Here is a 23,160-nt window from a genome sequence, read left to right as displayed (position 1 = left end):
CGGTGGCGTGCATCCGCCGCCCCCACCGTACTTCTCCGTATGGCTACCACCCGCCCCGCCGGGCACAATCACCCCCATGCCCTTCCGCCCCCGCCACCCGCGCACCCTGCGCGCCTACGCGGCGCTGCTCGACCACTCGGTCGCGAGGATCGCCGAACTCTCCGCCGACGCGCGGGAGTTCGACCGGAACGAGATCTACCGGCTGGCGGACGTGTGGGACAACAACAGCGCCGCCCTGTTCGCGGCGGCCACCATGCGCTTCCGCTGGGCCCGCGCGCTCCAGGCTCGCTGGGCGCTGCGCTGGATGGCCGACTTCGGCAACCGGCGGCGCAGTTGGGTGGTCGAACGGACGGCCGCCGCGGGCGTCCCGGTCGAACGCTTCCTGCGCCCGCCCGAGCCCGAGCCCGGAGCCGGGGTCGAGCCGGGCCGCTGGCACCGCCACTACTGGTACCTGCGGGCCGAACTCTCCTCGGAAGTAAGCGAGTTGCCGGAGGGTCTGGCCGAGGAGTACGACCTGTCGGCCGCCGTGTTCCGGGGGATCATGATCGAACGGTGCGGCGCCGAACGGCTGGAGGGGTGGCTGGAGTTCGACCTGCCGTGCCGGTACGGCGACGGGACGGGCAGGGCGGAACTCGTCGTCCGCATCGAGGACCCGGACGAGCTGCGCCTCGACAGCGGCCGGGACACCACCGGGCTGTCCCTGCGCACCGGCCCCGACGGCGTGACGCTGCGGGTCGGCGAGGCCGGGGAACTGCGCTGCCGCTCCATGGTGCTGGAGCTCGACGACGAGGGCTGGGAGAGCTCGCCGACCGGCCGCCGGTTCGCCGCCGCCCACCCGAAGCCGCGCGAACGCCGCGGCGTGCGGCAGTGGTTCCTCCCCTCGCTCCGCTCCGCCGGGGCGCCCGACAACGCGCGGCTGGCTGTCTACTGCGCGATGATCGCCGCCCGCCGGGTCCGGTTCCCCGGCGCGGCCGCCGAGACCGACGCCCCGCTGCGGGCCGTCACCACCGCCCTGGCCGGCGCCGGGCAGCGGATCCTGGACGCGGGCGCGATTCGCCGCCGCGCCGACCGGGACGTCGCCTTCGAGGCCCTGCTCGCCGACTGGTGCCGGCTCGGCGGCCCGGACTTCGTCGAAAACATCTCCGACCGCGTCCCCGTCCCGGCCGAACTCCGCGCGGTCGGCCCCCGGGCCCGCCCCGCCGTCCACGCTCTGCCCTCCCGGCTCCGCCTCGTCCGCTACCGGCTCCCCTCGCCCGCCGTCCCGGCCGAGTACAGCCACCCCGCCTACGTCGAGTTCAACTTCGCCCAGCCCCCCGTCAACGACCCCGACGCCCCCTGGATCATCCGCGTCCAGGGCTTCCAGCACCCCGGCACCCTCGTCCTCACCCTCGACGCCTTCCACCGCACCACCGCCCCCGCCTCCACCCCCACCCGCCTCACCTTCGGCCCCCACCTCACCGCCACCGGCACCCCGGACCGGTGATCCGCGCCGGACCACCCGCCCGCCCACCGGGTGCACCACGCGAACGGCAACACCGTCCACCAGGACGCCTCCGGCGCACCGATTTAGGTGGGCGGCGGCGATCTCCGGGACCACTCCGTCGCCCGTCCCCTCCCCGGCCGGTCGTGGTCAGGAGTCGCCGTCGGCGGCGTGGAGAACGGCCTCGGCGATCTCGCGCACGCGATCCCGGGTGATGCCGGTCCGCTGTTCGACGGCGAGCGGGTGGTCGGTGGGTTCGAGCTCGATGAGGGGACGCTGACCGATGGGCCTGGTGTGGAGGTTGGTCTTCAGGTTGACGGTGCTGGGCGCGTAGACCGGAAGCTCGGTGGTCAGCCAGCCGAAGTACGGGTGCTCGGATTCGCGCCCCGGGGTGTCCCAGAGGTCTGCGGCGCGGGAGAAGTTCTCGCGGCTCAGGGAGACCCAGACGCCCCAGGAGAACACGTCGCCGCTGCCGATGACCGGTATCTCGATCAGGCCCTTGACGAAGTAGTGCTGTGCTTTGATGACGCACTGATCCGACGAGAGCAGGCAGTCGGGCGCCTCGTCGAAGCTCGGGTCCCAGACGTGCGGGGCCGTGGCCGAGTAGTTCATCGGCGGCTCTGCGTGGCGTTCACCGCAGCACGAGCAGGTGAAACCGGGATCACTGGTCATGGGCGGAAGCCTAATGACCGGCCCCGACACCTGTCGGGGCCGTGTTCCGTCTTCGGGCGGCGCGAGTTGGGCCGACGGCGACCGGGACCGGCGCACCTCCGCGGAGACCGGACGGGTCCGTCGGGCCCGGCCGGGCGGGTGCGGGGGCCGGGCGCTAGCAGGCTGCTTGCAATTGCAAGCAGGGCGGTGCAGACTGCCCGTATGGCGTCACTGAACGTGGGCTCGCTCGGCGAGTACATCCGGGAGCAGCGGCGGAGCGCGCAGTACTCGCTGCGGCAGCTGGCCGAGGTCGCCGGGGTGTCCAATCCGTACCTGAGCCAGATCGAGCGCGGGTTGCGCAAGCCCAGCGCGGAGATCCTCCAGCAGATCGCCAAGGCGTTGCGGATCTCGGCGGAGACGCTCTACGTGCAGGCCGGGATCCTGGAGGAGCGGGAGGACGGCGAGGGGCCGGGGCTGCGGGCCGCGATCCTGGCCGACCCGCTGATCAACGAGCGGCAGAAGCAGGCCCTGCTGTCGGTCTACGAGGCCTTCCTGAAGGAGAACCAGGCGGCCCGCCCGCCCGGCCCCGCCTGACCTGCCGGAACGACGAACGAACCAGACCCGAACGACCAGAGCTGCGTGACCGAGCCCCGCGCGACCCGACCGCGCGACGGCTCCCGACCGGGAGGACCCGACATGCCGATCAGCGACGAGTTCAAGAAGACCCTCACCGACCCGACCCCGCTGTACGCCCTGGCCGGCGCCGGCGACCTCGCGTACGAGAAGCTCCGCGAGGTGCCCGCCCAGCTGGAGGCGCTCGCCGCCGACCGCAAGGGCACCCAGGAGAGGGCCGCCGCCGCCCTGCAGGACGCGGGCGCCGCGCTGGCCGGTGCGCAGGCCAAGGTCACCGAGGCGGTCAACGCGCTGCCCACCGACGTGAAGGAACTCCAGGCCAAGGCGCAGGAGTTCGCGATGCAGCAGGTCGGCCGGGCGCTGGAGTTCGCGGTGAAGGCCAAGGAGGTCTACGACGAACTGGCCGTCCGCGGCCGCACCGTGGTCGACGCCGCCAACGCCGACCCGGAGGCCGCCGAGGGCGAGGCGGAGGCGGACGTGGTGGTCGAGGAGGTCGTGATCACCGAGGTCGTGGTGGACGAGGAGCCCACCGCGGCGGAGCCGACCGCCAAGAAGGCCCCCCGGGCCCGGAAGAGCGGCGCGCCGAAGGCGGAGTGACCCGGCACGGCGGTCCGCGCCCGGCCGGAACGCCGCGCCGCCGGGGGCCGTTGACTGGGGCAGTGACCGTGCCAGGATGGAGGAAAGAGTGAGGAGCTCAAGGTGATCCTGTACGTCGACCTGCTGAACCCCTTCTGGTGGATCGCCACGGCGATCATCTGCTTCAAGGTGTTCGCGCTCGGCGACGCCCTGTTCCGCCGGGAGGACGCGTACCGGGCGGCGGACAAGAAGACCAAGGGCTTCTGGGTGATCATCCTGAGCCTCTCCCTGGTCTGGGACCTGCTGTTCGGCGCCAACCCGATCACCGGCCTGATGACGCTGGTCGGCCTGGTCGCCTCGATCGTCTACGTGGTGGACGTCCGGCCCGCGATCAAGCTGCTCACCGACGGCCGCGGCGGCGGGCGCAGCAACCAGGGCCCGTACGGCCCCTGGTGACGCGGCGGCAGGAGAACGGCAGGAAGGGCGGCCCCCGGCTCGGGGGCCGCCCTTCCGCGTGCGCGGGCGGCGGCGGACCGCCGGGCCGCTCAGCCCATGATCACCGGGGCCGGGTTGCGCTCCAGCAGCAGCACCGCGACGTCGTCGGTGAGCGCCCCGCCGTTCAGCTCCTCGACCTCGGCGATCGCCGAGTCGACCAGCCGGCCGCGGGTCAGCCCGGCCGCCTGGTGGTCGGCGATCAGCTCGATCAGGCCCTCCTGGCCCAGCCGGGGCGAGCCCGCCCCGACCTTGCCCTCGACCAGGCCGTCGGTGTACATCAGCAGCCGCCAGCCGGGGGAGAGTTCGATCCGCAGCGCGGGCCAGACCGAGTGCGTCGCGTCGCACGGGAGCAGGCCGAGCGCCGGGCCGGCCTGGTCGAGCGGGAGCAGGACGGGCGGGCCGTCGGCGCCGAGCAGCAGCGGCGCGGGGTGCCCGGCCAGGTACAGCTCGGCGGACTCGGGGCCGCCGTCCCCGGCCGGGGCGTCCAGCACCACCATGCACAGGGTCGCGAAGATCTCGTCGCTGCGCCGCTCGTGCTCCAGCACGTGCTGGAGGGTGGTGAGCAGGTGCTGGCCGGTCAGCCCGGCGAACACCAGCGTCCGCCACGCTATCCGCAGCGCGACGCCGAGCGCGGCCTCGTCCGGGCCGTGGCCGCAGACGTCGCCGATCACCACGTGCACCCGGCCGTCCTTGGTGCGGACGGCGTCGTAGAAGTCGCCGCCGAGCAGGGCGCGGCGGCGGCCGGGGCGGTAGCGGCGGGTGAAGGACAGCCCGGCGCCGTCCAGCAGCGGGGTGGGCAGCAGGTGGCGCTGGAGCCGGGCGTTCTCCTGGCCGCGGATCTCGGCCTCGACCAGGCGGCGCTGCGACTCGTCGGCGCGCTTGCGCTCCACCGCGTAGTGCAGGGAGCGGGCCAGCAGCGGGCCGCCGGTGTCCTGCCGGAGCAGGAAGTCCTGGGCGCCGGCGGCGACCGCGGCGGCGCCGAGCTCGGCCCCGGCGGCGTCGGTGAGCACCACCACGGCGGTGTGCGGGGCGCGCAGCAGCAGTTCGCGCAGCCCGTCCAGCCCGTCGGACGGCTCGTCAGCGAGGTCGGCGAGGTCGGCGAGGTCGGTGAGTTCGGAGGCGTCGGCGGCGGGGCCGGCGGGTCGGCCCGCGGGCTCGTCGGGCGTGCCGAGGTCGAGCAGGACGCACTGGAAGTCGGGGGCGCGCTGCCCGCGGCGGCCGCTGCCGGGCGGCGGCGGCAGCGCGGCGAGGGCCTCCCGGATGCCGCCCACCCGGTGCAGTTCGACGTGTCGGCCGAGCTCGGCGGCCAGCGAGTCGAACAGGGCGTGGCCGGAGCCGTCGGCCTCCACCACCAGCACCCGGAAGCCCGCGGTGGGGCGGGCGGGCTCGGTGGTGCCGGGGGTGCCTGGGGTGCCTGGGGTGCTGCGGGGATGCGGTATCGGCGCCGGACCGGTGGTCGGGCCGGTGGTCACGCCGGTGATCGGGCCGGCGGTCTGGCCGGCGCGCTGGGCGCTGTGGGCGCGGCGGCCGCGGCTGCGTTCGGCGGTACCGGCGCTCGTGGTCGCGTCGGGTGCCCGCCCGTCTCCCGTAGCGGGCATCGGTCGGTCCTTCCTTTCCCCGACGGACCAACGGCTGGTGTCCGTCCGCAGTGCCCGGGTGGCACCGGGCATCGGGGGGCTTCCCGCGACCATAACGTGATCTCCGAGGATTTCTTGGACTGGGCGGCGCCGATGTGGTTATTGCCACGCGGCTGGTGGCGGCTTTGCCTGGGGTTTTCGCAGGATTCCGCCGCCGGTGGACCGGAATTGACCGGAGGTGAGCAGCGGTGATGCAGATCACGCTGGTGCAGGGTGACATCACGGAACAGCAGGTGGACGCGGTGGTGAACGCCGCCAACAGCTCGCTGCTGGGCGGCGGTGGAGTGGACGGGGCGATCCACCGCAGGGGCGGGCCGGAGATCCTGGCCGAGTGCCGCGGGCTGCGCGCCTCGCACTACGGCAAGGGCCTGCCGACCGGCCGGGCCGTGGCGACCACGGCGGGGCGGCTGCCGGCCCGTTGGGTGGTGCACACCGTCGGTCCGGTGTACCGGGCGGAGGACTACCGGGAGCGCGCGGGACTACTGGCTTCGTGCTATCGGGAGTCCCTTCGGGTCGCGGTCGGGCTGGGGGCGCGGACGGTGGCCTTCCCGGCGGTCTCGGCCGGGATCTACGGCTGGCCGCTGGAGGACGCGGCCCGGATCGCCCTGGAGACCGTGGCCGCGGAGGCCCCGGACCTGGACGAGGTGCGGTTCGTGCTGTTCGGCGCCGAGGCGTACGCGGCGTTCGAACGGGTGCGGGACGAGGTCGAGGGGCGGACGGGCTGACGGCGCCGGGGGGCTGCTGCAACAACCACCCGAACGGCTCCATGGTGGCGTGACGGGGCGTCAACACGCCAGAGGAAATCGATAACTCGTTCGAGTGAACCGTCGAACGGGCGCTCGGGCCGCCCCGCGGCGGGCCCGGTCGACGGCCGGGCGGTCCGGGTGCGGCGCCCGCCCGGCGGTCCGGGTGCGGTCGACGGGCGGCCGGCCCCGGGGTGCCACCGCCGTTCCTGCGCCGACCGGGTGACCGCCCGTCCGCGCCGGGTGGGGCGACGCCTCCGGCCCCCTTTCGCTGCCTACCGTGGGACGGCCGCCGCCCAACTCCCGGAATGGTGATCCGTGTACGCACGTGCAACCCGGCTCGTCGCCCTCGTCTCCACCGCGCTACTCGCCCTGTGTCTGCTCCCGGGGACGGCCTCCGCCCGGTGGGAACCGCCGACCGGGCCCGCCGCCCTGGCCGCCCCGGCCGCGATGGTGATCGCGGCCGCCACCGGACCGGGCCAGACCTACGGCGGCTTCGAGGCCCCCGCCTCCTTCGACCCGCTGTCCGGGTACCCGCAGCCCGGCTACGACACGGCCGGGTACGCCCCGGTCGGCTCGGGCTTCGGCGGGATCATCTACGGCACCGCCACCACCGGCGCCCGCCTGGAGCTGTACTGCGTGGACCTCAACACCTCGACCGGGACGGGCATCCCCTACGACCCGGGCTCCTGGCGGCTGGCCGACGTGCCCAACCTCGGTCTGGTGATGCGCATCCTCACCCAGTACTACCCGGTGACGGGCGAGCCCGCCGCCGCGAGCGGCGACGCTCAGCGGGCCGCCGCCGTCCAGGCCGCCGTCTGGTTCTTCACCGACCGCTTCGTCCTCGCCACCGGCGACCCCAGGTTCGCGCTGACCTCGGCGATCGTCACCCGGGTGATCGGCCAGGGCCCGCTGTCCGAACCGGCCGCCCCCCTCGCCATCGACGGCCCCGGCACGGCGGTGACCGGCGGGATCACCGGCCCCTACACCGTCCGGGGCGCTACGGGTGACGCCGTGCTCACCGCCACCGGCGGGGACCTGTTCGCCGACGCCGACGGCACCCGGCCGATCGCCGACGGCGCCACCCTCCCGGCCGGGGAGCCGTTCTGGTTCCGCCCGTCCGCGCCCGGCTCGGCCCGGATCCGGGCCAACGCCACCGCACAGAGCCCGGTCGGCCAGGCGTTCGTCTACGCCCCCGCCGATCCGGCCGACCCGGACCCGGCCGACGCCCAGCGGCTCGTCCTCGCCCGGGCCGCCTCCGTCGCCGACCAGGCCGAACTGACCGTCACCGTCAACGCCCCGTCCCCCAGCCCCTCCCCGTCTCCGAGCCCCAGCCCCAGCCCTTCCCCGAGCCCCAGCCCCAGCCCCTCGCCCTCGTCCAGCACCCCGGTGCCCAGCCCCACCCACTCCCACGGCCACGGTCCGCACCCCGCCCTCCCCGACACCGGTGCGAGCACCCCGGTCCTGCCGATCGCCTCGGCCGCACTGGCCCTGGGCGCGCTCGGCGCGACCGTCCTGGTGCTCTCCCGCAAGCGCCGGCGCCACTGAGCCCCCGGCCGGGGCGCCGCTGACGCCGCCGGACCCGCGTCCCGCCGTGTGACGGGCCGCCGCCCGACCACCGGGCGGCGGCCCGTTCCGGGTGCCCGGCGGGGCACCCGACCCGTGCGGGTCGGCCCGGGACGGCCGGGCTCAGCGCGGGGCCAGCGCGGCCCAGTCCACCGTCAGCTCGCCCTGCCGACGCCGGTTCGGCGCGTCCCGCAGCGGCCAGTCCGCCGCCAGCGCCGCGCAGGCCGCCGCCCAGCGCTGCCGCGCCCCGAAGGCCCCCAGCGGCGCGGCGGCCGCCCAGGCCCGGTCGAAGTCGCGCAGGAAGGAGTGCACCGGCCGCCCCGGCACGTTGTGGTGGATCAGCGCCTTCGGCAGCCGCTCCGCCAGGTCGGACGGCCGCTCCAGGTTCGCCAGCCGGGCCGCGAAGGTCACCGTCCGCGGCCCCTCCGGGCCGAGCGCCACCCAGACGTGCCGCCGGCCCACCTCGTCGCAGGTGCCCTCCACCAGCAGCCCGTCCGGCGCCAGCCGCCCGCACAGCCGGGCCCACACCTCGGCCACCCGGTCCTCGTCGTACTGCCGCAGCACGTTCGCCGCCCGGATCAGCTGGGCCCGCGCCCCGCCGTCCAGCGGCACCTCGAACCCGCCCCGGCGGAACTCCAGCAGCGGCGGCTCGGCCATCGGCAGCGCCGCCGCCACCCGGGCCGGGTCGATCTCGATCCCCACCACCCGGACGTCCGCCCGCACCGCCCGCAGCCGCGCCGACAGCTCCACCGCCGTCCACGGCGCCGCGCCGTACCCCAGGTCCACCACGACCGGCGGGGCCGCCGCCGCCCGCAGCGCCCGGCCCGCGGCGTGCGCGATCCACCGGTCCATCCGCCGCAGCCGGTTGGTGCCGGTGGTGCCCCGGGTGATCGTCCCCACCGGCCGGCCCGACCGGCCCCGGGACGACGGCGTGTCGCTCGCTGCCATGGTCACCAAGCGTACGCAGCCGTTCCGCCGCCCCCGGTACCCGGATGCGTCGGCGGGGACCGGCGGGAATACGACGACGCGCCGCCCCGTTGCCCTGGCTGAAGTCCCTCCGCCCGCTGCCGCCGGCCGCGGGCGGCGGCACGAGAACAGCAGACCTAGACGGCCGGCGCACAGGGAGGCATCCGCAGGTGACCCAGCACCTCGTCCGCACGCCCCGCCGGGAGCCGCGGTGGGCCGCCGCCGCTCCCGTGGCGCCCGCTGCCCCCGTAGCGCCCGCCGCGCCCGCCCGCCGCCCGCGCCGGATCGCCATGCTGAGCGTCCACACCTCCCCGCTGCACCAGCCCGGCACGGGGGACGCCGGCGGCATGAACGTGTACATCGTGGAGCTGGCCAAGCGCCTCGCCGAGCTGGACATCGAGGTCGAGGTCTTCACCCGCGCCGTCAGCTCGGACGACGCCCCCGCCGTCCAGCTCGCCCCCGGCGTGCTGGTCCGGCACGTCACGGCCGGCCCGTACGAGGGCCTCTTCAAGGAGGACCTGCCGGCCCAGCTGTGCGCCTTCACGCACGGCGTGCTGCGCACCGAGGCCGGCCACCGCCCCGGCTACTACGACCTGGTGCACTCGCACTACTGGCTGTCCGGCCAGGTCGGCTGGCTGGCCGCCGAGCGCTGGGGCGTCCCGCTGGTGCACACCATGCACACCATGGCCAAGGTCAAGAACGCGGCCCTCGCCGAGGGGGACACCCCGGAGCCCGCCGCCCGGGTGATCGGCGAGACCCAGGTGGTCGGCGCGGCCGACCGGCTGATCGCCAACACCGCGGAGGAGGCCGCCGAGCTGGCCCACCACTACGCGGCCCGCCCCGACCAGCTCGCCGTCGTCCACCCCGGCGTCAACCTGGACGTGTTCCGCCCCGGCGACCGCGCCGCCGCCCGGGCCCGGCTCGGCCTCCCGCAAGACGCCGCGGTGCTGCTGTTCGCCGGCCGAATACAGCCGCTCAAGGCGCCGGACGTCCTGCTCAAGGCGGTGGCCCGGCTGCTGGACCGGTACCCCGGCCTGCGCGAACGGCTGGTCGTCCCGGTCGTCGGCGGCCCCTCCGGCACCGGCCTGGCCCGCCCCGAGAGCCTGCACAAGCTCGCCGCCCAGCTCGGCATCAACGACGTGGTCCGCTTCCACCCGCCGGTCGACCAGCACCGCCTCGCCGACTGGTACCGGGCCGCCACCGCCCTGGTGATGCCCTCCCACAGCGAGTCCTTCGGCCTGGTCGCCCTGGAGGCCCAGGCCTGCGGCACCCCCGTGGTCGCCGCCGCCGTCGGCGGCCTCCCGGTCGCCGTCCGGGACGGCCGCACCGGCACCCTCGTCCCCGGCCACGACCCCGACGCCTGGGCCCACGCCCTCCACCCCTACGTCGCCGACCCCTCCCTCACCCCCACCCGCGGCGCCGCCGCCGCCCACCACGCCGCCGCCTTCGGCTGGCTCACCGCGGCCGGGGCCACCGCCGAGGTCTACACGGGAGCGATGACGGCCGTCGCCCGGGCCTGAACCCTCCGGCACGCGAAGGGGAACAGTCCACAGGGGAAACAGACCAGGGGCCCGGGATGTGCTTTCAGGGGCCCGGGGAACGGCGGGTCCGTGCTGCTGGCGGCCGGAGCCCATCGGTGTGTCCGTGCTGCTGCGTGTCTTGAACAGAACCCGAAGCCGATGCGCGCCACGGCAGTGCACCGTCCGCAGCCCCGGCCTCGCCGTTCCCCGAGCCCCTGGCGGTGCTCTCTCCGAGCCCCAGGGACGCCGGCCCGCCGGCCGGGAGGCTAGCGTGGGGGGCATGGCTGCCAAGGACGACGCACTGACCCTCCTGCGCACCGCGCTCGACCAGGCGGGTGTCGCCTGGGAGCCGGCCGCCGCCGACCCGTACACGGTGGTGGCCGCGCTGCCCGGCACGCGGAAGCTCTCCACCGCCTGCGCGCTGCGGATCGGCGACCACACGCTCTCGGTGAACGCGTTCGTGATCCGGCGGCCGGACGAGAACCACGAGGCGTTCCACCGCTGGCTGCTGGAGCGCAACACCCGGATGTTCGGGACGGCGTACGCGGTCGACCGGCTCGGCGACGTCTACCTGGTGGGGCGGCTGCCGCTGGAGGCGCTGACGCCCGGCGCGGTGGACCGGCTGCTGGGCAGCGTGCTGGAGAACGCCGACGAGCCGTTCAACACCCTGCTGGAGCTGGGTTTCGCCACCGCGATCCGCCGCGAGTGGGAGTGGCGGACCAAGCGCGGCGAGTCCACCCGCAACCTGGCGGCGTTCGCGCACCTGGCGAGCGATACCCCTTCCGCCGGGGCCTGATCCCGGTATCCTCCCGGCCGGGGAGGAAACCATGGACACCGAATACGCCGGATCGGCCGAATCCGCCGCCGTGCAGCGGAAGTTGGCCTGGCTGGAGGCCGAGCTCGCGACCGAGCTGAAGGAGCGCCGACGCCGCCGCGACTGGGACCGGCGCCGGGCGCTGACCCTCCAGCTGGCCACCGTCAGCCTGTCCGCGCTGGTCACCGTGCTGCTGGGCCTGAAGGTCGGCGAGCCCGCCGCCACCCGGCTGGCGGACGTGGCGCTGGTCTCCGGCGCGCTGGTCACCGTGCTGGCGGCCTGGGCGGCCTTCTTCGGCTACCGCACGCTGTGGATCCAGCGCTCCGACACCGTGCACCGGCTGAGCTCGCTGCGCCGCCGCCTCGCCCTGCTGAAGGCCGAGTACGGCGAGGCGGTCCCGGAGGCGTCCCGGCTGACGCCGCTGATCGACGAGTACCAGGCGATCCTGGAGGACGACCACGACTCCTGGGTCCGCCTGCGCCAGAGCGAGGCCGGCGGCGCGGCCTCCTGACGTTCCGCTCAGCTGCCGGTCCGGATGACGTACCACGTGCCGGTCGACCGCCCAGGGCGCGCCCCCGTCGCCGGGCACGAGCACCAGCTCGCTGCCCTCGCCGGGGCGGGAGAACTCCCCGAGCCGACCGGTCGCCGGATCGACCAGCAACTCGCCCGACTCCGGCACCCAGGACGACGGTTGAGCCCCGGCGCAATTCCCGCAGAGCTATGACCTGGTGCGGGCTGTCGCACTGCCGCCGGAGGAGTCCTTGGCCCGGATCGTGGAGGTTGCGGAGGAACACCGGAACGCAGGTCGCCCTCAGTGAGTCCGCCTCGTTCGAAAGCAGCGTGGGGGCGGCAACGGCGGCTCGTGCGTCGAGGTGGACGACGCCGACTTCGGCCGCGTCCGCGACTCCAAGGACCCGCACGGCCCGCACCTGGAGTTCACCCCCGCCGCCTGGGCGGCCTTCGTCACCGCTGCGGTGCGGGTGCCGAGGGGGGCGTAGCCGCGTTTGTCGTAGTGGTTCGCGACGGCTCGGGCGTGTTTGAGCCTGTTGTGATGGGCCGTTCGGCGGTGTTGCGTCTCCTGTAGCGCTCCTCGTCGAAGCCGGGGGCCGTCCGTCGCGCGAGCGCCCAGCCCCCTGTGGCGGATCGGTGCGCCCGCCACCGGTCCCAACGCCCGTTGCCGACCGGCAGGAACAGCCGCAGCCGCTCCCACTCGGCATCCGCGAGGTCTCCCCGTTCCACACCCGGACCAGCGACCGGAAGGGGCGAAAGTCATCTGACCGACCGGACAGTTCCTAGGGCGGTCGGCACATCCGTGGATGCGTCGGCGGCCCACTCAGGAGCCGGCGTGCAGCGTGCGCGACGGAGGTTGGCCGTAGCGGTGGTGGTAGTGCGTGGCGAAGCGTGATGGGGTGAAGCCCCATCGGCAGGCGACGGCGGCGACCGTGGTCCGGGTCGGATCGGCGTCGAGCAGATCGCGGTGGGCGCGCTGGAGGCGGACCTCGCGCAGGTAGCCGATCGGGGTCGTGTCCAGGTGCGTACGGAATGCCCAGTGCAGGGTGCGGACGCTTGTCCCGGCGAGTTCGGCGAGCGATGCGGGAGTGTGCGCCTGCTCCGGGTGGGCGTTGATCACATCCAGCGCCACCCGCAGGTAGGCGGGCCGAGCCGGAGCCTCGGGCCGGTCGAGTTGGCCGCGCCAACGGTGCCCGGAAGCCAACAGCAGCCCCGTCAACAGCTGTTCGCGCAACAACGGCAGCATCAACCGATGTCCGTACAGGCTCTCGCCCCCGTGGGAAAGACGCTGCCACACCGCCTCCAGGCATGCCGCCCACTCCGCACCCCGACCGGAGGCGATGCCCAGCACCGGGTCCAGAACCACCGGGCGCGCCACCGGGGCACCCACGAGGCGTTCCAGGTGCAGGGCCAGGGCGGGCACGCTCAGTACCAGGCCGCGGCTGACGTCCGCGCTGCCGCGCTCCATTCGCAGTTCCCGCTCCCCGTCCATCGTCACAGCAGTGCGTCCTGCCGTCGCCACTGCCGCGCGATCGGATTGGGTGACGCGCATCGCTCCGCGCAGCGCCACCTCCACTGCCACCATCGCACCGGCGGGCGCGGTGCTGAAGACGCATCCCTTGCTCACCTCGCCGGCGCCCAGCACCACTCCGCCGCCCAGGGGCACCACCCGCATCCGTACCCGTCGCAGCCCGCCGGGCCCGGGCTGCACCCGCTGTGCGCCCATCTGCTCCACCAGGGCCGCGCATCCTTCGTCCGTGCCGTGCGCGTCGACCACGTCCACAACCGTGACTTCTTCCTCAGCCATTCCCCATACGGTGCCGCACCGTCCACCCGCTGATGGCTCGTAGTCGGCGTCACGGCCTCGAACGGGTGACGTGCCACGCGGCCCGGAGCCCGGTGCCCGACGTGCCGGTGCCTTGTCCACCGGCGGTCGGCGGACCCTGCGTTCCGCTCCGGGTCAGGGGGAGGTGGTGGAGGTGAGGTGGGCGAAGACGACGACGTTGCCGAGGTACTGCTTGCGCTGCTTGTCGAAGCCCGCCCCGCAGGTGATCAGCCGCAGTTCGGGGCGGGTGCTGGGCCCGTAGACCAGGTCGTCGGGAAAGCCGTCGGCTGCGTACGCCTGGACGGCGTCGATGGTGAACACCGCAGTGGTGCGGTCGGCGCGCTGGACTTGGACGGTGAGGTCCTTCTTCAGTGCGCCGAGGTTGTAGAAGACGGCGGGGCCCTGGTGGTTGTCGACGTGTCCGGCGATGATCGCGGTGCCGGTGGCGCCGGGCGTCGTGCCGCCCCGGTACCAGCCCGCCAGGTTGCGGTCGTCCTCCGGCGGTGCGGCGAGCTGCCGGTTCGGGCCCAGGTCGAGGGCGGTGAGCGGGGCGTCGACGCCGATGGAGGGGATGCGGACCCGGGTCGGCGTCGACGGCGCCATCGGTGCGACGGAGGGGGCGGCGTCGCTGTGCGCGGGTGCCGTGGCCGGCCGGTCCGGATCCGGGCCCCGGGCGGCGCTCGCGGTGGAGAGCGCCTGGGCGGCACCGGGTTGCGGGGGCGGCTGGTAGTGCTCCCGGCCGCCGGTCACCAGGAACGCGCCGAGCAGGGCGGCGGCGGCGAGCAGCACCACCGGGCCTCGGCGGCGAGGCTGGGCGAGCGGTGGGTCTTGACGGTGCGGCATCCCGACTCCAGGAACAGATGGGGTGAGAGGGCCCCGGCGAGGCGGAGCAGGTGACGGGCGAATGCCCCGTGCACTCGGGCGCACGGGGCATTCGGGCGGCGAGAGGTCAGGCGCGGCCGTTGGCGCGCCGGCGCACCAGCACGGTGCCGCCGATGCCCGCGACGCCGAGCAGGGCGGCACCGGCCGCGAGTTCGGCGGTGTTGCCGCTCTCACTGGTGGAACCCGCGCCGGTCTTCATCGCGCCCTTCGGGCTGTCGCACACCGTGACGATGTTCGCGGCGGCCTTGTCGTAGGCGGCCTTCAGCGCGGCGACGTTGTCCTCTTCGGCCTTGCCCGGGTGACCGCCGTCGGCGACCTGCTTCTGGTAGTCGGCCAGCGCCGCCTTGTAGGCGGTGTCGGCCTGGTCGGCGGCTGCGGCGGCCTTGGCGCAGTTGTCCGGCGGCGTGGTGGCGGCGAAGGCCGGGGCGGCGGCCAGCGGGCCGAAGGCGAGAGCGGCAGCGGCGATCACAAGAGCGTTACGACGCATGGGAGTTCCTCCAAGGAACGGGCTACCCGGAAGTCCGCCGACGTTGGCGGCCGGTGCCCTGGGCACCATGCAAGGCAGGCCCGCCCCGCCTCGCACCCGCAGCCACCGCGGCGGCTCCCCCGTCCGGGGCACAGCACGGTCTCGTTTCCGCAGGTCAGAGCCGCTCTGCGGGCTCGCCGTCGGGCAAGCGCCGAATGGGGGACGCCCCCGGCGCAACCGAACGCCCCGGCCTTCCGCGGCAGGTCCCACTCCGCACCGCCTCATCACGTCAACGTGCCTTGCAGGAAAGGGTCTTGGAGATGGCCTGCCCAATCTGGAGGGAAGTCGGTGGGGAGAATTGCACTCACGGGAAAGGGCGTTGCGTTTTCAGGCAAGTGGAGCCGTTGCCGCGTGGCACCGCACAAGGGCACCGGCCCGGTTCAGGACGGCTGTTGACGCAGGTGGCGCGATGATGCTTGGCACGCGATCGGCCGGTGCCGGGCTGCCGGGCAGCGTCTTGCGGATCGGGGTCACCGAACTGCCGGTGGGCGACGGGGACGGCCCCGAGCGCGGACGAACTTTCCGTGGGCGCGGTCTTCACCAGTCGCGTCGACGGTGCGATCGGTGTGGAGCCCCCCTGTCCGGGGCCGTGCGCACCACGCGTGCCGGCCGTCGGCGCGTCGCGGACGCCGACCGCTCGCCGGTTCGATCCGCCCCGGCTCGCTTCGGCCACGGTAGGCAGGGGCAGGCGTCGGCCCGCCCGCGGCCCCGAGGGGCGCTGCGGGCGGGCCGGTGAGCGCAGGGATGTGTTCGGCAGGCAGGACGGGGTCCTGGAGAAAGACTTCCGGGGCCTAGAAAGTGCGGGTGACGACGCCGTAGGTGTTCGTGTGCCCGGCGCTGTACGCCTCCAGCGTCGCTTGCAGCACGGTGTGCCGGTCGCTGGCGCAACCGGTGGCGGTGAGGCGCCAGTTGACGGCGTGGAGGTCGAAGCCGCCGTTGGCGTTCCAGGCGACGCTGATGGGCTTGTCGCCCGTCCCCGTGAAGGGGGCGGGGAGTTCGGTGGAGGGGCCCACCACCGTGGCGGTGCCCTCGGCGAGGGCGACGGTGTAGGAGCCAGCGGGGACGGCGGGGTTGCCCGCGGTGAAGAGGGTGCCGCTGTAGTCGGCGATGCCGAGCAGCCCGGTGTAGTCGCTCAGGGCGACGACGTACTTGGCACACGGGTAGTAGTCGTCGGCGTGGGCGACGGTGGTGGAGACGGCGGCCACCGGCAGGGTGAGGGCGGCGGCGGAGGTGAGGGCGGTGATCGTCCTACGGGTGCGGTTCATGGCGGTGTCACTTCCCGGTCGGCGCGGGTGCCGGGCCTCGGCACGGCACTTGCCTGGGACGGACCGGCTCTTGCAGGCACCTGCTGGCCGGTGCGGGTAGATCGTCCCCCTGGCGGCCCTCCCCGGACCGTCTTCGAACGGGTTCTCGCTGGTCCCGGCCGGCGGTGCCAGGACGCATTTCAGTGAACGTCTCCCGTGCTGGTGGGCGCCAGCCCCAGATCTGTGGGCCGCCCGCTACTCCGAGCAGTTTTCCCTGGACAGGCGGGTCGACGGTCCGCCAGGCGCGATCGGAGTTTTCCGCCACCTGTCCCCCTACTGCAACGGCCTTGCGCCCCAGTGCAAGGGGCCGTGTCGTCAGGGGCTGTTCGGCGCAGCCGCGGGTCACCTGGGAGAGGGCACTGCGGGCGACCGCCGACGGATCGGCGGCACGCCCAGGGGACTCATGCGGCATGCAGATAATCCGCAATATTGGTTACGCTTCGTCAACAGCTCTGCTGGTAGTGCTCTCTGCGGTGACAGCGGTCGCCGCTGCGCCGGGGGATGCGCCGCCGCCGGGGGTGGTGGGTGGGGAGCGGTTGGGTGCGGCGGGGGTGCAGGTGGCCGCGGGGGCGCCGGCGCTGCCGGCCGGCCTGACCGGGAAGTCCTGGGTGGTCGCGGACGCGGGCAGCGGGGAGGTGCTGGCGTCGTTCAACGCGCACGCGAAGCTGCCGCCCGCCTCGACGCTGAAGATGCTGTTCGCGGACACCGTGCTGCCGCGTTTCCAGGCGTCGGAGGTGCACAAGGTCGCCTGGTCGGAGCTGCAGGGGATGGGGGCGGGCAGCAGCCTGGTCGGGATCAAGGAGGACCTGGACTACAAGGTCGAGGACCTGTGGCGCGGGGTGTTCCTGTCCTCGGGCAACGACGCGGTGCACGTGCTGGCGAACATGAACGGCGGCGTCGCGAAGACGGTGGCCGACATGCAGGAGCGGGCGGAGCGGTTGCAGGCCCTGGACACCCACGTGGTCAGCCCGGACGGCTACGACATGGACGGGCAGGTCACCTCGGCGTACGACCTGACCCTGTTCGCCCGGGCGGGGCTGCGCAACGCGGACTTCCGGGCGTACTGCGCGACCCGCTGGGCGCAGTTCCCGGGCGCGGTGGACAAGAAGACCGGGCAGCGCGGCAGTTTCGGGATCGCCAACACCGACCGGCTGCTGGGCACGTACCCGGGCCTGATCGGGGTGAAGAACGGCTACACCACCAACGCGGGCGCCACCTACACCGGCGCGGCCGAACGCGACGGGCGGACACTGCTGGTCACGGTGATGCACCCGGACAACAGCACGAAGGTGTACGACGAGGCGGCGGCACTCCTCGACTGGGGTTTCACCGCAGCGGGGAAAACCACCCCGGTCGGAGCCCTCGCCGAGGACCGCGCTCCGGAGCAGACTCCTTCGCCGGCCGCGAAGCCGACGGCCAGGCCCGTGGCCGACACCCCGGACAATCCCGGTACGCCGACGGCGGCCGCCGGACCCGCCGTCGCGGGCGCGGCCCCGGCCGCCGCGGCCCACGACGGCACGGCCGCGGCCTGGGGCCTGGCCGCGATCGGCGCCCTCGCAGCGGCCGGGATCGCAGCCCGGTTGCACGGGACCCGGCGCCGACGGCGCAGCTGACGAACGGCAAGGCGGCTGCGCAGAACTCGGCCCTCCCCGAGATCCTCCGGCTCCGCGACGGGATCAACCACCTCACCCGGCACGACCTCGCCGACCTGCTCGGCCACTCCCGCAGCCACATCTCCCGCATCCGGACCGGATCGCGCACCACCACCGACACCCGCTCGCTGCTCGCCCCCGCCGCAAGCGTCCTGCGCCTGGCCGAGATCGCCCGTCAGCCCGGCCAGGCCACCACTGCGGTGGCCGAACTGCGGTCCGTGGTCGCCCGACCGGAAGCCCGCGCCGCCGACGGCCGCACCGGCCTCGACCTCCTGTGCCTGCTCGCCCGGGCCCGCACCGGCCGCGGCGGCGCGAACATCGGCCACGTCCGCGACTCCAAGAACCCGCACGGCCCGCATCTGGAGTTCACCCCCACCGCCTGGGCGGCCTTCGTGACCGCCACCGTCGCCGGGGAGTTCGGCCAGGTCTAACCGCGTGCTCCCTACCGTCGAAAGAGGCCCGCTCCCACCCGGGAGGGGCCTCTTTGCAATCCGCCTGTTCAGCGCGAGCCCCCGCCCCCGGGCGTCAGGCCGCGACCTCCACCGGCTGCGCCGCGACCCCGCCGACCACCGGCGGGCGGGGCTTGCGGCGCCCGATCGCGACGAAGGCGAGGGCGGCCAGCGTGCCCGCCGCCGCGCAGGCGCCCCACAGCGCCCAGCTGCCCGCGTACTGGAGCAGCAGGCCGCCGCCGAGCGGGCCGAGGAACGAGGCCAGTGACCAGGAGAGCGAGTAGACGCCCTGGTAGCGGCCGCGGGCCCGGGCCGGGGAGTGCTCGGCGACCAGCGCCATCATGGTCGGCGAGGTGACGATCTCGCCGACCGTCCAGACCGCCACCGTCAGCGCGTACAGCGCGGCGGAGGAGCCGGCCAGCGCGGTCAGGCCGAAGCCCCAGCCGGTCAGCAGCGCGCCCGCCACCAGCAGGGCGGTGCGGTCGCGGGTCTCCATCAGCCGGGTCAGCGGCAGCTGGAGCAGCACGATCAGCACCCCGTTCAGGCTGATCACCAGGCCGAACCGGGCGGCCGAGAGGCCGTGCGCGCCCATGTCCACCGGCAGCGTGGTGGAGCCCTGCTGGACGACCAGCGCCAGCAGCAGGTTCGCCCCGACCACGGCCATGAACGCGCCGTCCCGGAAGACCGAGCCCAGCCCGACCCGGGGCTCCGCCGCCGCGGCCGGGGAGGTCTCCGGCCGCGTCTCGGGGACCTTCACGAACACCACCACCGCGCACAGCAGCGTGGTCAGCGCGTCCAGCAGGAACAGCGTCAGGTAGCCGTGCACGGCGATCAGCCCGGCCACCGCGGCGGACGCCCCGAAGCCGATGTTGATCGCCCAGTAGTTCAGCGCGTACGCCCGGACCCGGTCCGCGGCGGGCACCAGGTCGGCGATCATCGCGCTCACCGCCGGGCGGGACGCGTTGCTCGCCAGGCCCACCAGGAAGGCCACCGCGGCGATCGCCACCGGCCCGTCGGTGAACCCGAGCACCGCCGTGGACAGCGCGGTGGCCAGCTGCGCCACCAGCAGCGTGGGCCGCCGCCCGAGCCGGTCGGTCAGCACCCCGGCGCCGACCGAGGCCACCGCCGAGCCGAGCCCGAACAGCGAAGCCACCAGGCCCGCGTACGAGGCCGAGTAGCCGCGCTCGTGGGTGAGGTACATGGACAGGAAGGTCACCACGAAGCCGCCGAGGCGGTTCACCAGGGTGGACGTCCACAGCCACCAGAACCGGCGGGGGAGTCCGCCGCCCGCTCTGCGTGCTTCGGCGGCCAGGCGGGCGAGGAGGGGCATGGGCGGGCTCCCGGGAGGTGCGCCCGGAGCGGCCGCGGGCAGGGTGGGGCGGCCGTCCGCGGACGGGTGGAACGGTAAGAGTCGAAACCGATGAGCGAACATTACATCGCGGATGGACACCCGAGCGACCGGATTAAGCCCTCGACTAGGCTGGCCCCATGGCTGACACGACCTATCGCTTGATCCTGCTCCGCCACGGCGAGAGCCAGTGGAACCAGAAGAACCTGTTCACCGGTTGGGTCGACGTCGACCTCAACGAGAAGGGCGAGAAGGAGGCCGCCCGCGGCGGCGAGCTCCTGCTCGCCGAGGGCCTGCTGCCGGACGTGCTGCACACCTCGCTGCTGCGCCGCGCCATCCGCACCTCGCAGATCGCCCTCGACAAGGCCGACCGCCACTGGATCCCGGTCCGCCGCAGCTGGCGGCTGAACGAGCGCCACTACGGCGCCCTCCAGGGCAAGGACAAGGCCCAGACCCTCGCCGAGTTCGGCGAGGAGCAGTTCCAGCTCTGGCGCCGCTCCTACGACACCCCGCCGCCGGCCCTCGCCGACGACGCCGAGTACTCCCAGGCCGGCGACGCCCGCTACGCCGAGATCCCGTCCGAGCTGCGCCCGAACACCGAGTGCCTCAAGGACGTCGTCGAGCGGATGCTCCCCTACTGGTACGACGCCATCGTGCCGGACCTCGCGGCGGGCAACACCGTGCTGGTCACCGCCCACGGCAACAGCCTGCGCGCCCTGGTCAAGCACCTCGACGGCGTCTCCGACGAGGCCATCGCCGGCCTCAACATCCCCACCGGCATCCCGCTCGTCTACGAGCTCGACGCCGACTTCAAGCCGGTCACCCCCGGTGGCCGCTACCTCGACCCGGAGGCCGCCGCGGCCGCCATCGAGGCCGTGAAGAACCAGGGCAAGAAGTAACCACCCCCCTCGCCCTCGCCCCACACCTCCCAGCCCCCTGTCCGGCGCAACGACGCCCCGGCCCAGGGGGCTGTTCCGTTCTCGCCGGAGGCCCCGTGCACACCCCGCTCACCAGCCCCGACCGCCTCTGGACCGCCGCGGAGGTGCTGGCCGCCCCCTGCCCGGTGCCGGCCGAACCCGGCGTCTACGGCTGGCACTTCACCGCCTCCCCGCACCCGGCGCTGCCGGCCGGCCGGCTGCTGTACACCGGGATCGCGCCCCGCCGGATGCCGCCGGGGCGGCCCAGCCGGCAGAGCCTGCGCACCCGCATCCGCTACCACTACCGGGGCAACGCGGCCGGGTCGACGCTCCGCTACAGCCTCGGCTGCCTGCTCGGCCTGGAGCTGCGCCGGGTCAGCGAGCGGGGCCGGATGACCTTCGGCCGGGCCGGCGAGGCGGAGCTGAGCGCGTGGATGGCGGAGCACGCCCGGGTCTGCTGGACGGTCCGGCCGGAGCCCTGGGACCTGGAGTCGCGGCTGATCGCGGCCCTCGACCTGCCGCTCAACCTGGCGGGCAACGAGCGCGGCGGCTTCCACGGCGACCTGGCCGGCCTGCGGCGGGCGGCCCGGGTCCGGGCGCACGGGCTGCCGGTCACCAGCTGATCGGAGGTGCCGCCGAGTGACCGGAGATGCCACCGAGTGGCCGGACGCTTCGTCAACTCGCGTGCGGCAAAGCCTTCTTAAGGTTCTCGAATGGTTCAGACCATTGACGGGGGGAAGGCGCGGATCCTAGCGTGGGAGCACTGTCGGCGCGGGCATGACAATCTTGGTCGCCCCCCACGCGGCCCTTCCGCGTGCCCGCGGTCGTGTACTCCATCCACCCCCACGGAGGAGCACCATGCGCAAGCGCAACATCCTGGCGGTCGGCTTCGCCGCCGCCGCAGCGGTCCTGGCCACCGCCGTCCCGGCCAGTTCGCACGGGTACATCACCACGCCGCCCAGCCGCGCCGGACTGTGCGGGTCGGGCGTGGTGAAGAAGTGCGGGCAGATCCAGTGGGAGCCGATGAGCGTCGAGGGCCCCAAGGGCTTCCCGGCCTCCGGCCCGGCCGACGGCACGCTGTGCGCCGGGGCCGACGCGCGCTGGGCGCCGCTGGACGACCCGCGCGGCGGGGCCTGGCCGGCCACCAAGGTGACGCCGGGGCAGCAGCTCACGCTGACCTGGAACATCAGCGCGCGGCACGCCACCACGTCGTTCCGGTACTTCATCACCAAGCCGGGCTACGACGCCGCCACCAAGATCACCAGGTCGAACCTGAACCTGACCCCGCTGCTGACCGTGTCGATGGGCGGCAAGCTGCCCCCGGCCTCGCTCAGCCACACCGCGACGCTGCCGACCAACCTGACCGGCCACCAGGTCATCCTGGCGGTCTGGGACATCGCGGACACCGGCAACGCGTTCTACCAGTGCATGGACGTCAACTTCTCCTGACGTCCGGGAAGCAGTCGGACGGCCGGGCGCCCTTCCAGAGGGGGTGCCCGGCCGTCCGGCCGTCCGCGCGCGGGGGCTCAGTGGCCGCCGCAGCAGCCGCCGGTCACACCGCCGCACTGGCAGGGCGAGCCGGACTGGCAGCCGCAGCCGCAGCCCGGGCCGCAACCGCAGCCGGCGGCGAGGATCGGCAGGAGCCGCGCCGCGGCCGGGGCGGCCGGGCCGGGCGGGGGAGTGGTCGGGGTGCCGGTCGTCTTCATCGCGCTGCCTCCTGGTCCGGACGGAGCCGGGCAGCCCGAGGGAGTTGCCCGTCCCTTCGAGTGAAACCCCCCGTTGACGGTGCGTCAACGGGCGCGCGGAGGCTGCCGACCGAGCCTCCGTGCGCCCCCCGGCGGGCCCGCCGGGACGGCTACTCGGCCGGCTCCGCGGTGGCCATGAAGTCGGCCACGTGCTCGCCGGTGACCAGGTACACCACGCGCTTGGCGACCGAGACCGCGTGGTCGGCGAAGCGCTCGTAGTAGCGGCCGACCAGGGTGACGTCCACCGCGGTCTCGATGCCGTGGTGCCAGCGGTCGTCCAGCAGGTGCGAGAACAGCTCGCGGTGCAGGGCGTCGATGGCGTCGTCGTCGGCCTCCAGCTCCAGCGCCTTGTCGACGTCCTTGGTGGCGATCACCAGGCCGGCCTTGGCGACCAGCCGCTGGGCGAGCTGCCCCATCTCCAGCACGATCGGGTGCAGGTCGCCGGGGACGGCGGTCTCCGGGTAGCGCAGCCGCGCCACCTTGGCGACGTGCCGGGCCAGGTCGCCGCAGCGCTCCAGGTCGGCGCTCATCCGCAGCGAGGTGACCACGATCCGCAGGTCGGTGGCGACCGGCTGCTGGCGGGCCAGCAGGTCGATGGCCCGGTTCTCCAGGCCGTGGTGCAGGCCGTTGATCTTCTCGTCGGCGGCGATCACGCTCTCCGCCAGCTCCAGGTCGGCGTCCAGCAGGGCCGTGGTGGCCCGGCCCATCGCCGAACCGACCAGGCGCGCCATCTCGACCAGGCTGTCGCTGATCGAGTCGAGTTCCTCGTGGTACGCGTCGCGCATGCGCTCTTCTCCTCCAGTACCGGTGTCGGTGGCGGTGCCGACCGGACGCCCCGGACCGATCCGCCGGAGGGCGGGAGGTGCGGGCGGCCGCTGCTGGTGGCGCGAATGGTAGCCGCGTCACCGCCCACACGGGCTT

The 23,160-nt window shown here is 74.3% G+C and carries 24 protein-coding genes and 1 pseudogene; 15 read left to right on the top strand and 10 right to left on the bottom strand.

Going from position 1 to position 23,160, the window contains the following annotated elements:
* Positions 1-76: 76 nt before the first annotated feature.
* A complete protein-coding gene (locus HUT16_RS14990; protein ID WP_176188677.1) occupies positions 77-1,483 on the top strand; it encodes a hypothetical protein in 1,407 nt (468 codons plus the stop codon).
* Positions 1,484-1,630: 147 nt separating this feature from the next.
* Here HUT16_RS14990 and HUT16_RS14985 read toward each other — a convergent pair whose 3' ends face one another.
* On the bottom strand, positions 1,631-2,152 hold the full coding sequence (locus HUT16_RS14985; RefSeq protein ID WP_176188676.1) for a DUF2199 domain-containing protein: 522 nt from the start codon (positions 2,150-2,152) through the stop codon (positions 1,631-1,633).
* 201 nt (positions 2,153-2,353) lie between these two features.
* On the opposite strand from HUT16_RS14985, the gene HUT16_RS14980 reads away from it, so the two are divergent.
* The 3 genes from HUT16_RS14980 (at position 2,354) to HUT16_RS14970 (ending at position 3,796) form a co-directional block, all read left to right on the top strand.
* The gene (locus tag HUT16_RS14980) at positions 2,354-2,725 is read left to right on the top strand and encodes a helix-turn-helix domain-containing protein (RefSeq protein WP_176188675.1); all 372 of its coding nucleotides are present in this window, start codon (positions 2,354-2,356) and stop codon (positions 2,723-2,725) included.
* A 102-nt stretch (positions 2,726-2,827) separates the two neighbouring features.
* Entirely contained in the window at positions 2,828-3,361 is a 534-nt protein-coding gene (locus tag HUT16_RS14975; RefSeq protein WP_176188674.1) for a hypothetical protein, read from the top strand.
* Positions 3,362-3,463: 102 nt separating this feature from the next.
* Complete coding sequence (locus tag HUT16_RS14970; RefSeq protein ID WP_176188673.1) at positions 3,464-3,796, top strand: DUF2516 family protein; 333 nt, start codon at positions 3,464-3,466, stop codon at positions 3,794-3,796.
* Positions 3,797-3,885: 89 nt separating this feature from the next.
* Here HUT16_RS14970 and HUT16_RS14965 read toward each other — a convergent pair whose 3' ends face one another.
* Complete coding sequence (locus HUT16_RS14965; protein ID WP_176188672.1) at positions 3,886-5,433, bottom strand: PP2C family protein-serine/threonine phosphatase; 1,548 nt, start codon at positions 5,431-5,433, stop codon at positions 3,886-3,888.
* A gap of 230 nt (positions 5,434-5,663) precedes the next feature.
* Here HUT16_RS14965 and HUT16_RS14960 point away from each other — a divergent pair, with 230 nt between their 5' ends.
* The gene (locus HUT16_RS14960) at positions 5,664-6,197 is read left to right on the top strand and encodes an O-acetyl-ADP-ribose deacetylase (RefSeq protein ID WP_176188671.1); all 534 of its coding nucleotides are present in this window, start codon (positions 5,664-5,666) and stop codon (positions 6,195-6,197) included.
* A 336-nt stretch (positions 6,198-6,533) separates the two neighbouring features.
* Positions 6,534-7,763 (top strand): Cys-Gln thioester bond-forming surface protein, encoded by a 1,230-nt coding sequence (locus HUT16_RS14955; RefSeq protein WP_176188670.1) that lies wholly within the window; start codon positions 6,534-6,536, stop codon positions 7,761-7,763.
* A gap of 141 nt (positions 7,764-7,904) precedes the next feature.
* Here HUT16_RS14955 and HUT16_RS14950 read toward each other — a convergent pair whose 3' ends face one another.
* Positions 7,905-8,729, bottom strand: a complete 825-nt coding sequence (locus HUT16_RS14950) for a class I SAM-dependent methyltransferase (protein WP_176188669.1) — start codon at positions 8,727-8,729, stop codon at positions 7,905-7,907.
* A 248-nt stretch (positions 8,730-8,977) separates the two neighbouring features.
* Between HUT16_RS14950 and mshA the strand changes: the two genes are divergently transcribed.
* The 4 genes and pseudogenes from mshA to HUT16_RS14930 all read left to right on the top strand — a co-directional run.
* Positions 8,978-10,267, top strand: a complete 1,290-nt coding sequence (gene mshA, locus HUT16_RS14945) for a D-inositol-3-phosphate glycosyltransferase (protein WP_254898308.1) — start codon at positions 8,978-8,980, stop codon at positions 10,265-10,267.
* 280 nt (positions 10,268-10,547) lie between these two features.
* Positions 10,548-11,063 (top strand): YbjN domain-containing protein, encoded by a 516-nt coding sequence (locus tag HUT16_RS14940; protein WP_176188667.1) that lies wholly within the window; start codon positions 10,548-10,550, stop codon positions 11,061-11,063.
* 31 nt (positions 11,064-11,094) lie between these two features.
* Positions 11,095-11,592, top strand: a complete 498-nt coding sequence (locus HUT16_RS14935) for an SLATT domain-containing protein (RefSeq protein ID WP_176188666.1) — start codon at positions 11,095-11,097, stop codon at positions 11,590-11,592.
* Positions 11,593-11,935: 343 nt separating this feature from the next.
* Positions 11,936-12,079, top strand: a pseudogene (locus HUT16_RS14930) (DUF397 domain-containing protein); the annotation flags it as partial.
* A 335-nt stretch (positions 12,080-12,414) separates the two neighbouring features.
* On the opposite strand, the gene HUT16_RS14925 reads toward HUT16_RS14930, so the two are convergent.
* The 4 genes from HUT16_RS14925 to HUT16_RS14910 all read right to left on the bottom strand — a co-directional run bounded on the left by HUT16_RS14925 (position 12,415) and on the right by HUT16_RS14910 (position 16,089).
* The gene (locus HUT16_RS14925; RefSeq protein WP_176188664.1) at positions 12,415-13,398 is read right to left on the bottom strand and encodes an AraC family transcriptional regulator; all 984 of its coding nucleotides are present in this window, start codon (positions 13,396-13,398) and stop codon (positions 12,415-12,417) included.
* Positions 13,399-13,551: 153 nt separating this feature from the next.
* The gene (locus HUT16_RS14920; protein ID WP_176188663.1) at positions 13,552-14,259 is read right to left on the bottom strand and encodes a class F sortase; all 708 of its coding nucleotides are present in this window, start codon (positions 14,257-14,259) and stop codon (positions 13,552-13,554) included.
* A 106-nt stretch (positions 14,260-14,365) separates the two neighbouring features.
* A complete protein-coding gene (locus HUT16_RS14915) occupies positions 14,366-14,785 on the bottom strand; it encodes a hypothetical protein (RefSeq protein WP_176188662.1) in 420 nt (139 codons plus the stop codon).
* Between the two features lie 830 nt (positions 14,786-15,615).
* Positions 15,616-16,089: a hypothetical protein gene (locus HUT16_RS14910; protein ID WP_176188661.1), complete on the bottom strand. Its 474-nt coding sequence runs from the start codon at positions 16,087-16,089 to the stop codon at positions 15,616-15,618.
* 449 nt (positions 16,090-16,538) lie between these two features.
* Between HUT16_RS14910 and HUT16_RS14905 the strand changes: the two genes are divergently transcribed.
* Positions 16,539-17,741, top strand: coding sequence for a D-alanyl-D-alanine carboxypeptidase family protein (locus tag HUT16_RS14905; protein WP_176188660.1), 1,203 nt, complete (start codon positions 16,539-16,541; stop codon positions 17,739-17,741).
* Positions 17,742-17,998: 257 nt separating this feature from the next.
* Positions 17,999-18,211 (top strand): DUF397 domain-containing protein, encoded by a 213-nt coding sequence (locus HUT16_RS14900; RefSeq protein WP_254897812.1) that lies wholly within the window; start codon positions 17,999-18,001, stop codon positions 18,209-18,211.
* A 94-nt stretch (positions 18,212-18,305) separates the two neighbouring features.
* Here the strand turns inward: HUT16_RS14900 and HUT16_RS14895 are convergent, their stop codons facing one another.
* Positions 18,306-19,559 (bottom strand): MFS transporter, encoded by a 1,254-nt coding sequence (locus HUT16_RS14895; RefSeq protein WP_176188659.1) that lies wholly within the window; start codon positions 19,557-19,559, stop codon positions 18,306-18,308.
* Positions 19,560-19,717: 158 nt separating this feature from the next.
* Here HUT16_RS14895 and HUT16_RS14890 point away from each other — a divergent pair, with 158 nt between their 5' ends.
* The 3 genes from HUT16_RS14890 to HUT16_RS14880 all read left to right on the top strand — a co-directional run bounded on the left by HUT16_RS14890 (position 19,718) and on the right by HUT16_RS14880 (position 21,943).
* Complete coding sequence (locus tag HUT16_RS14890; RefSeq protein WP_176188658.1) at positions 19,718-20,476, top strand: phosphoglyceromutase; 759 nt, start codon at positions 19,718-19,720, stop codon at positions 20,474-20,476.
* A gap of 95 nt (positions 20,477-20,571) precedes the next feature.
* On the top strand, positions 20,572-21,117 hold the full coding sequence (locus HUT16_RS14885; RefSeq protein ID WP_176188657.1) for a GIY-YIG nuclease family protein: 546 nt from the start codon (positions 20,572-20,574) through the stop codon (positions 21,115-21,117).
* A 235-nt stretch (positions 21,118-21,352) separates the two neighbouring features.
* The gene (locus HUT16_RS14880; protein ID WP_176188656.1) at positions 21,353-21,943 is read left to right on the top strand and encodes a lytic polysaccharide monooxygenase; all 591 of its coding nucleotides are present in this window, start codon (positions 21,353-21,355) and stop codon (positions 21,941-21,943) included.
* A gap of 77 nt (positions 21,944-22,020) precedes the next feature.
* Here HUT16_RS14880 and HUT16_RS14875 read toward each other — a convergent pair whose 3' ends face one another.
* Both HUT16_RS14875 and phoU read right to left on the bottom strand, forming a co-directional pair.
* Positions 22,021-22,200 (bottom strand): hypothetical protein, encoded by a 180-nt coding sequence (locus HUT16_RS14875; protein WP_176188655.1) that lies wholly within the window; start codon positions 22,198-22,200, stop codon positions 22,021-22,023.
* Between the two features lie 149 nt (positions 22,201-22,349).
* Positions 22,350-23,024, bottom strand: a complete 675-nt coding sequence (gene phoU, locus HUT16_RS14870) for a phosphate signaling complex protein PhoU (protein WP_176188654.1) — start codon at positions 23,022-23,024, stop codon at positions 22,350-22,352.
* Positions 23,025-23,160 lie beyond the last annotated feature (136 nt).

This window comes from Kitasatospora sp. NA04385 (assembly GCF_013364235.1).
Lineage (GTDB): Bacteria > Actinomycetota > Actinomycetes > Streptomycetales > Streptomycetaceae > Kitasatospora.
The sequence above is the reverse complement of the archived record's forward strand: the minus strand, read 5'-3'. Positions and strand labels throughout refer to the sequence as shown.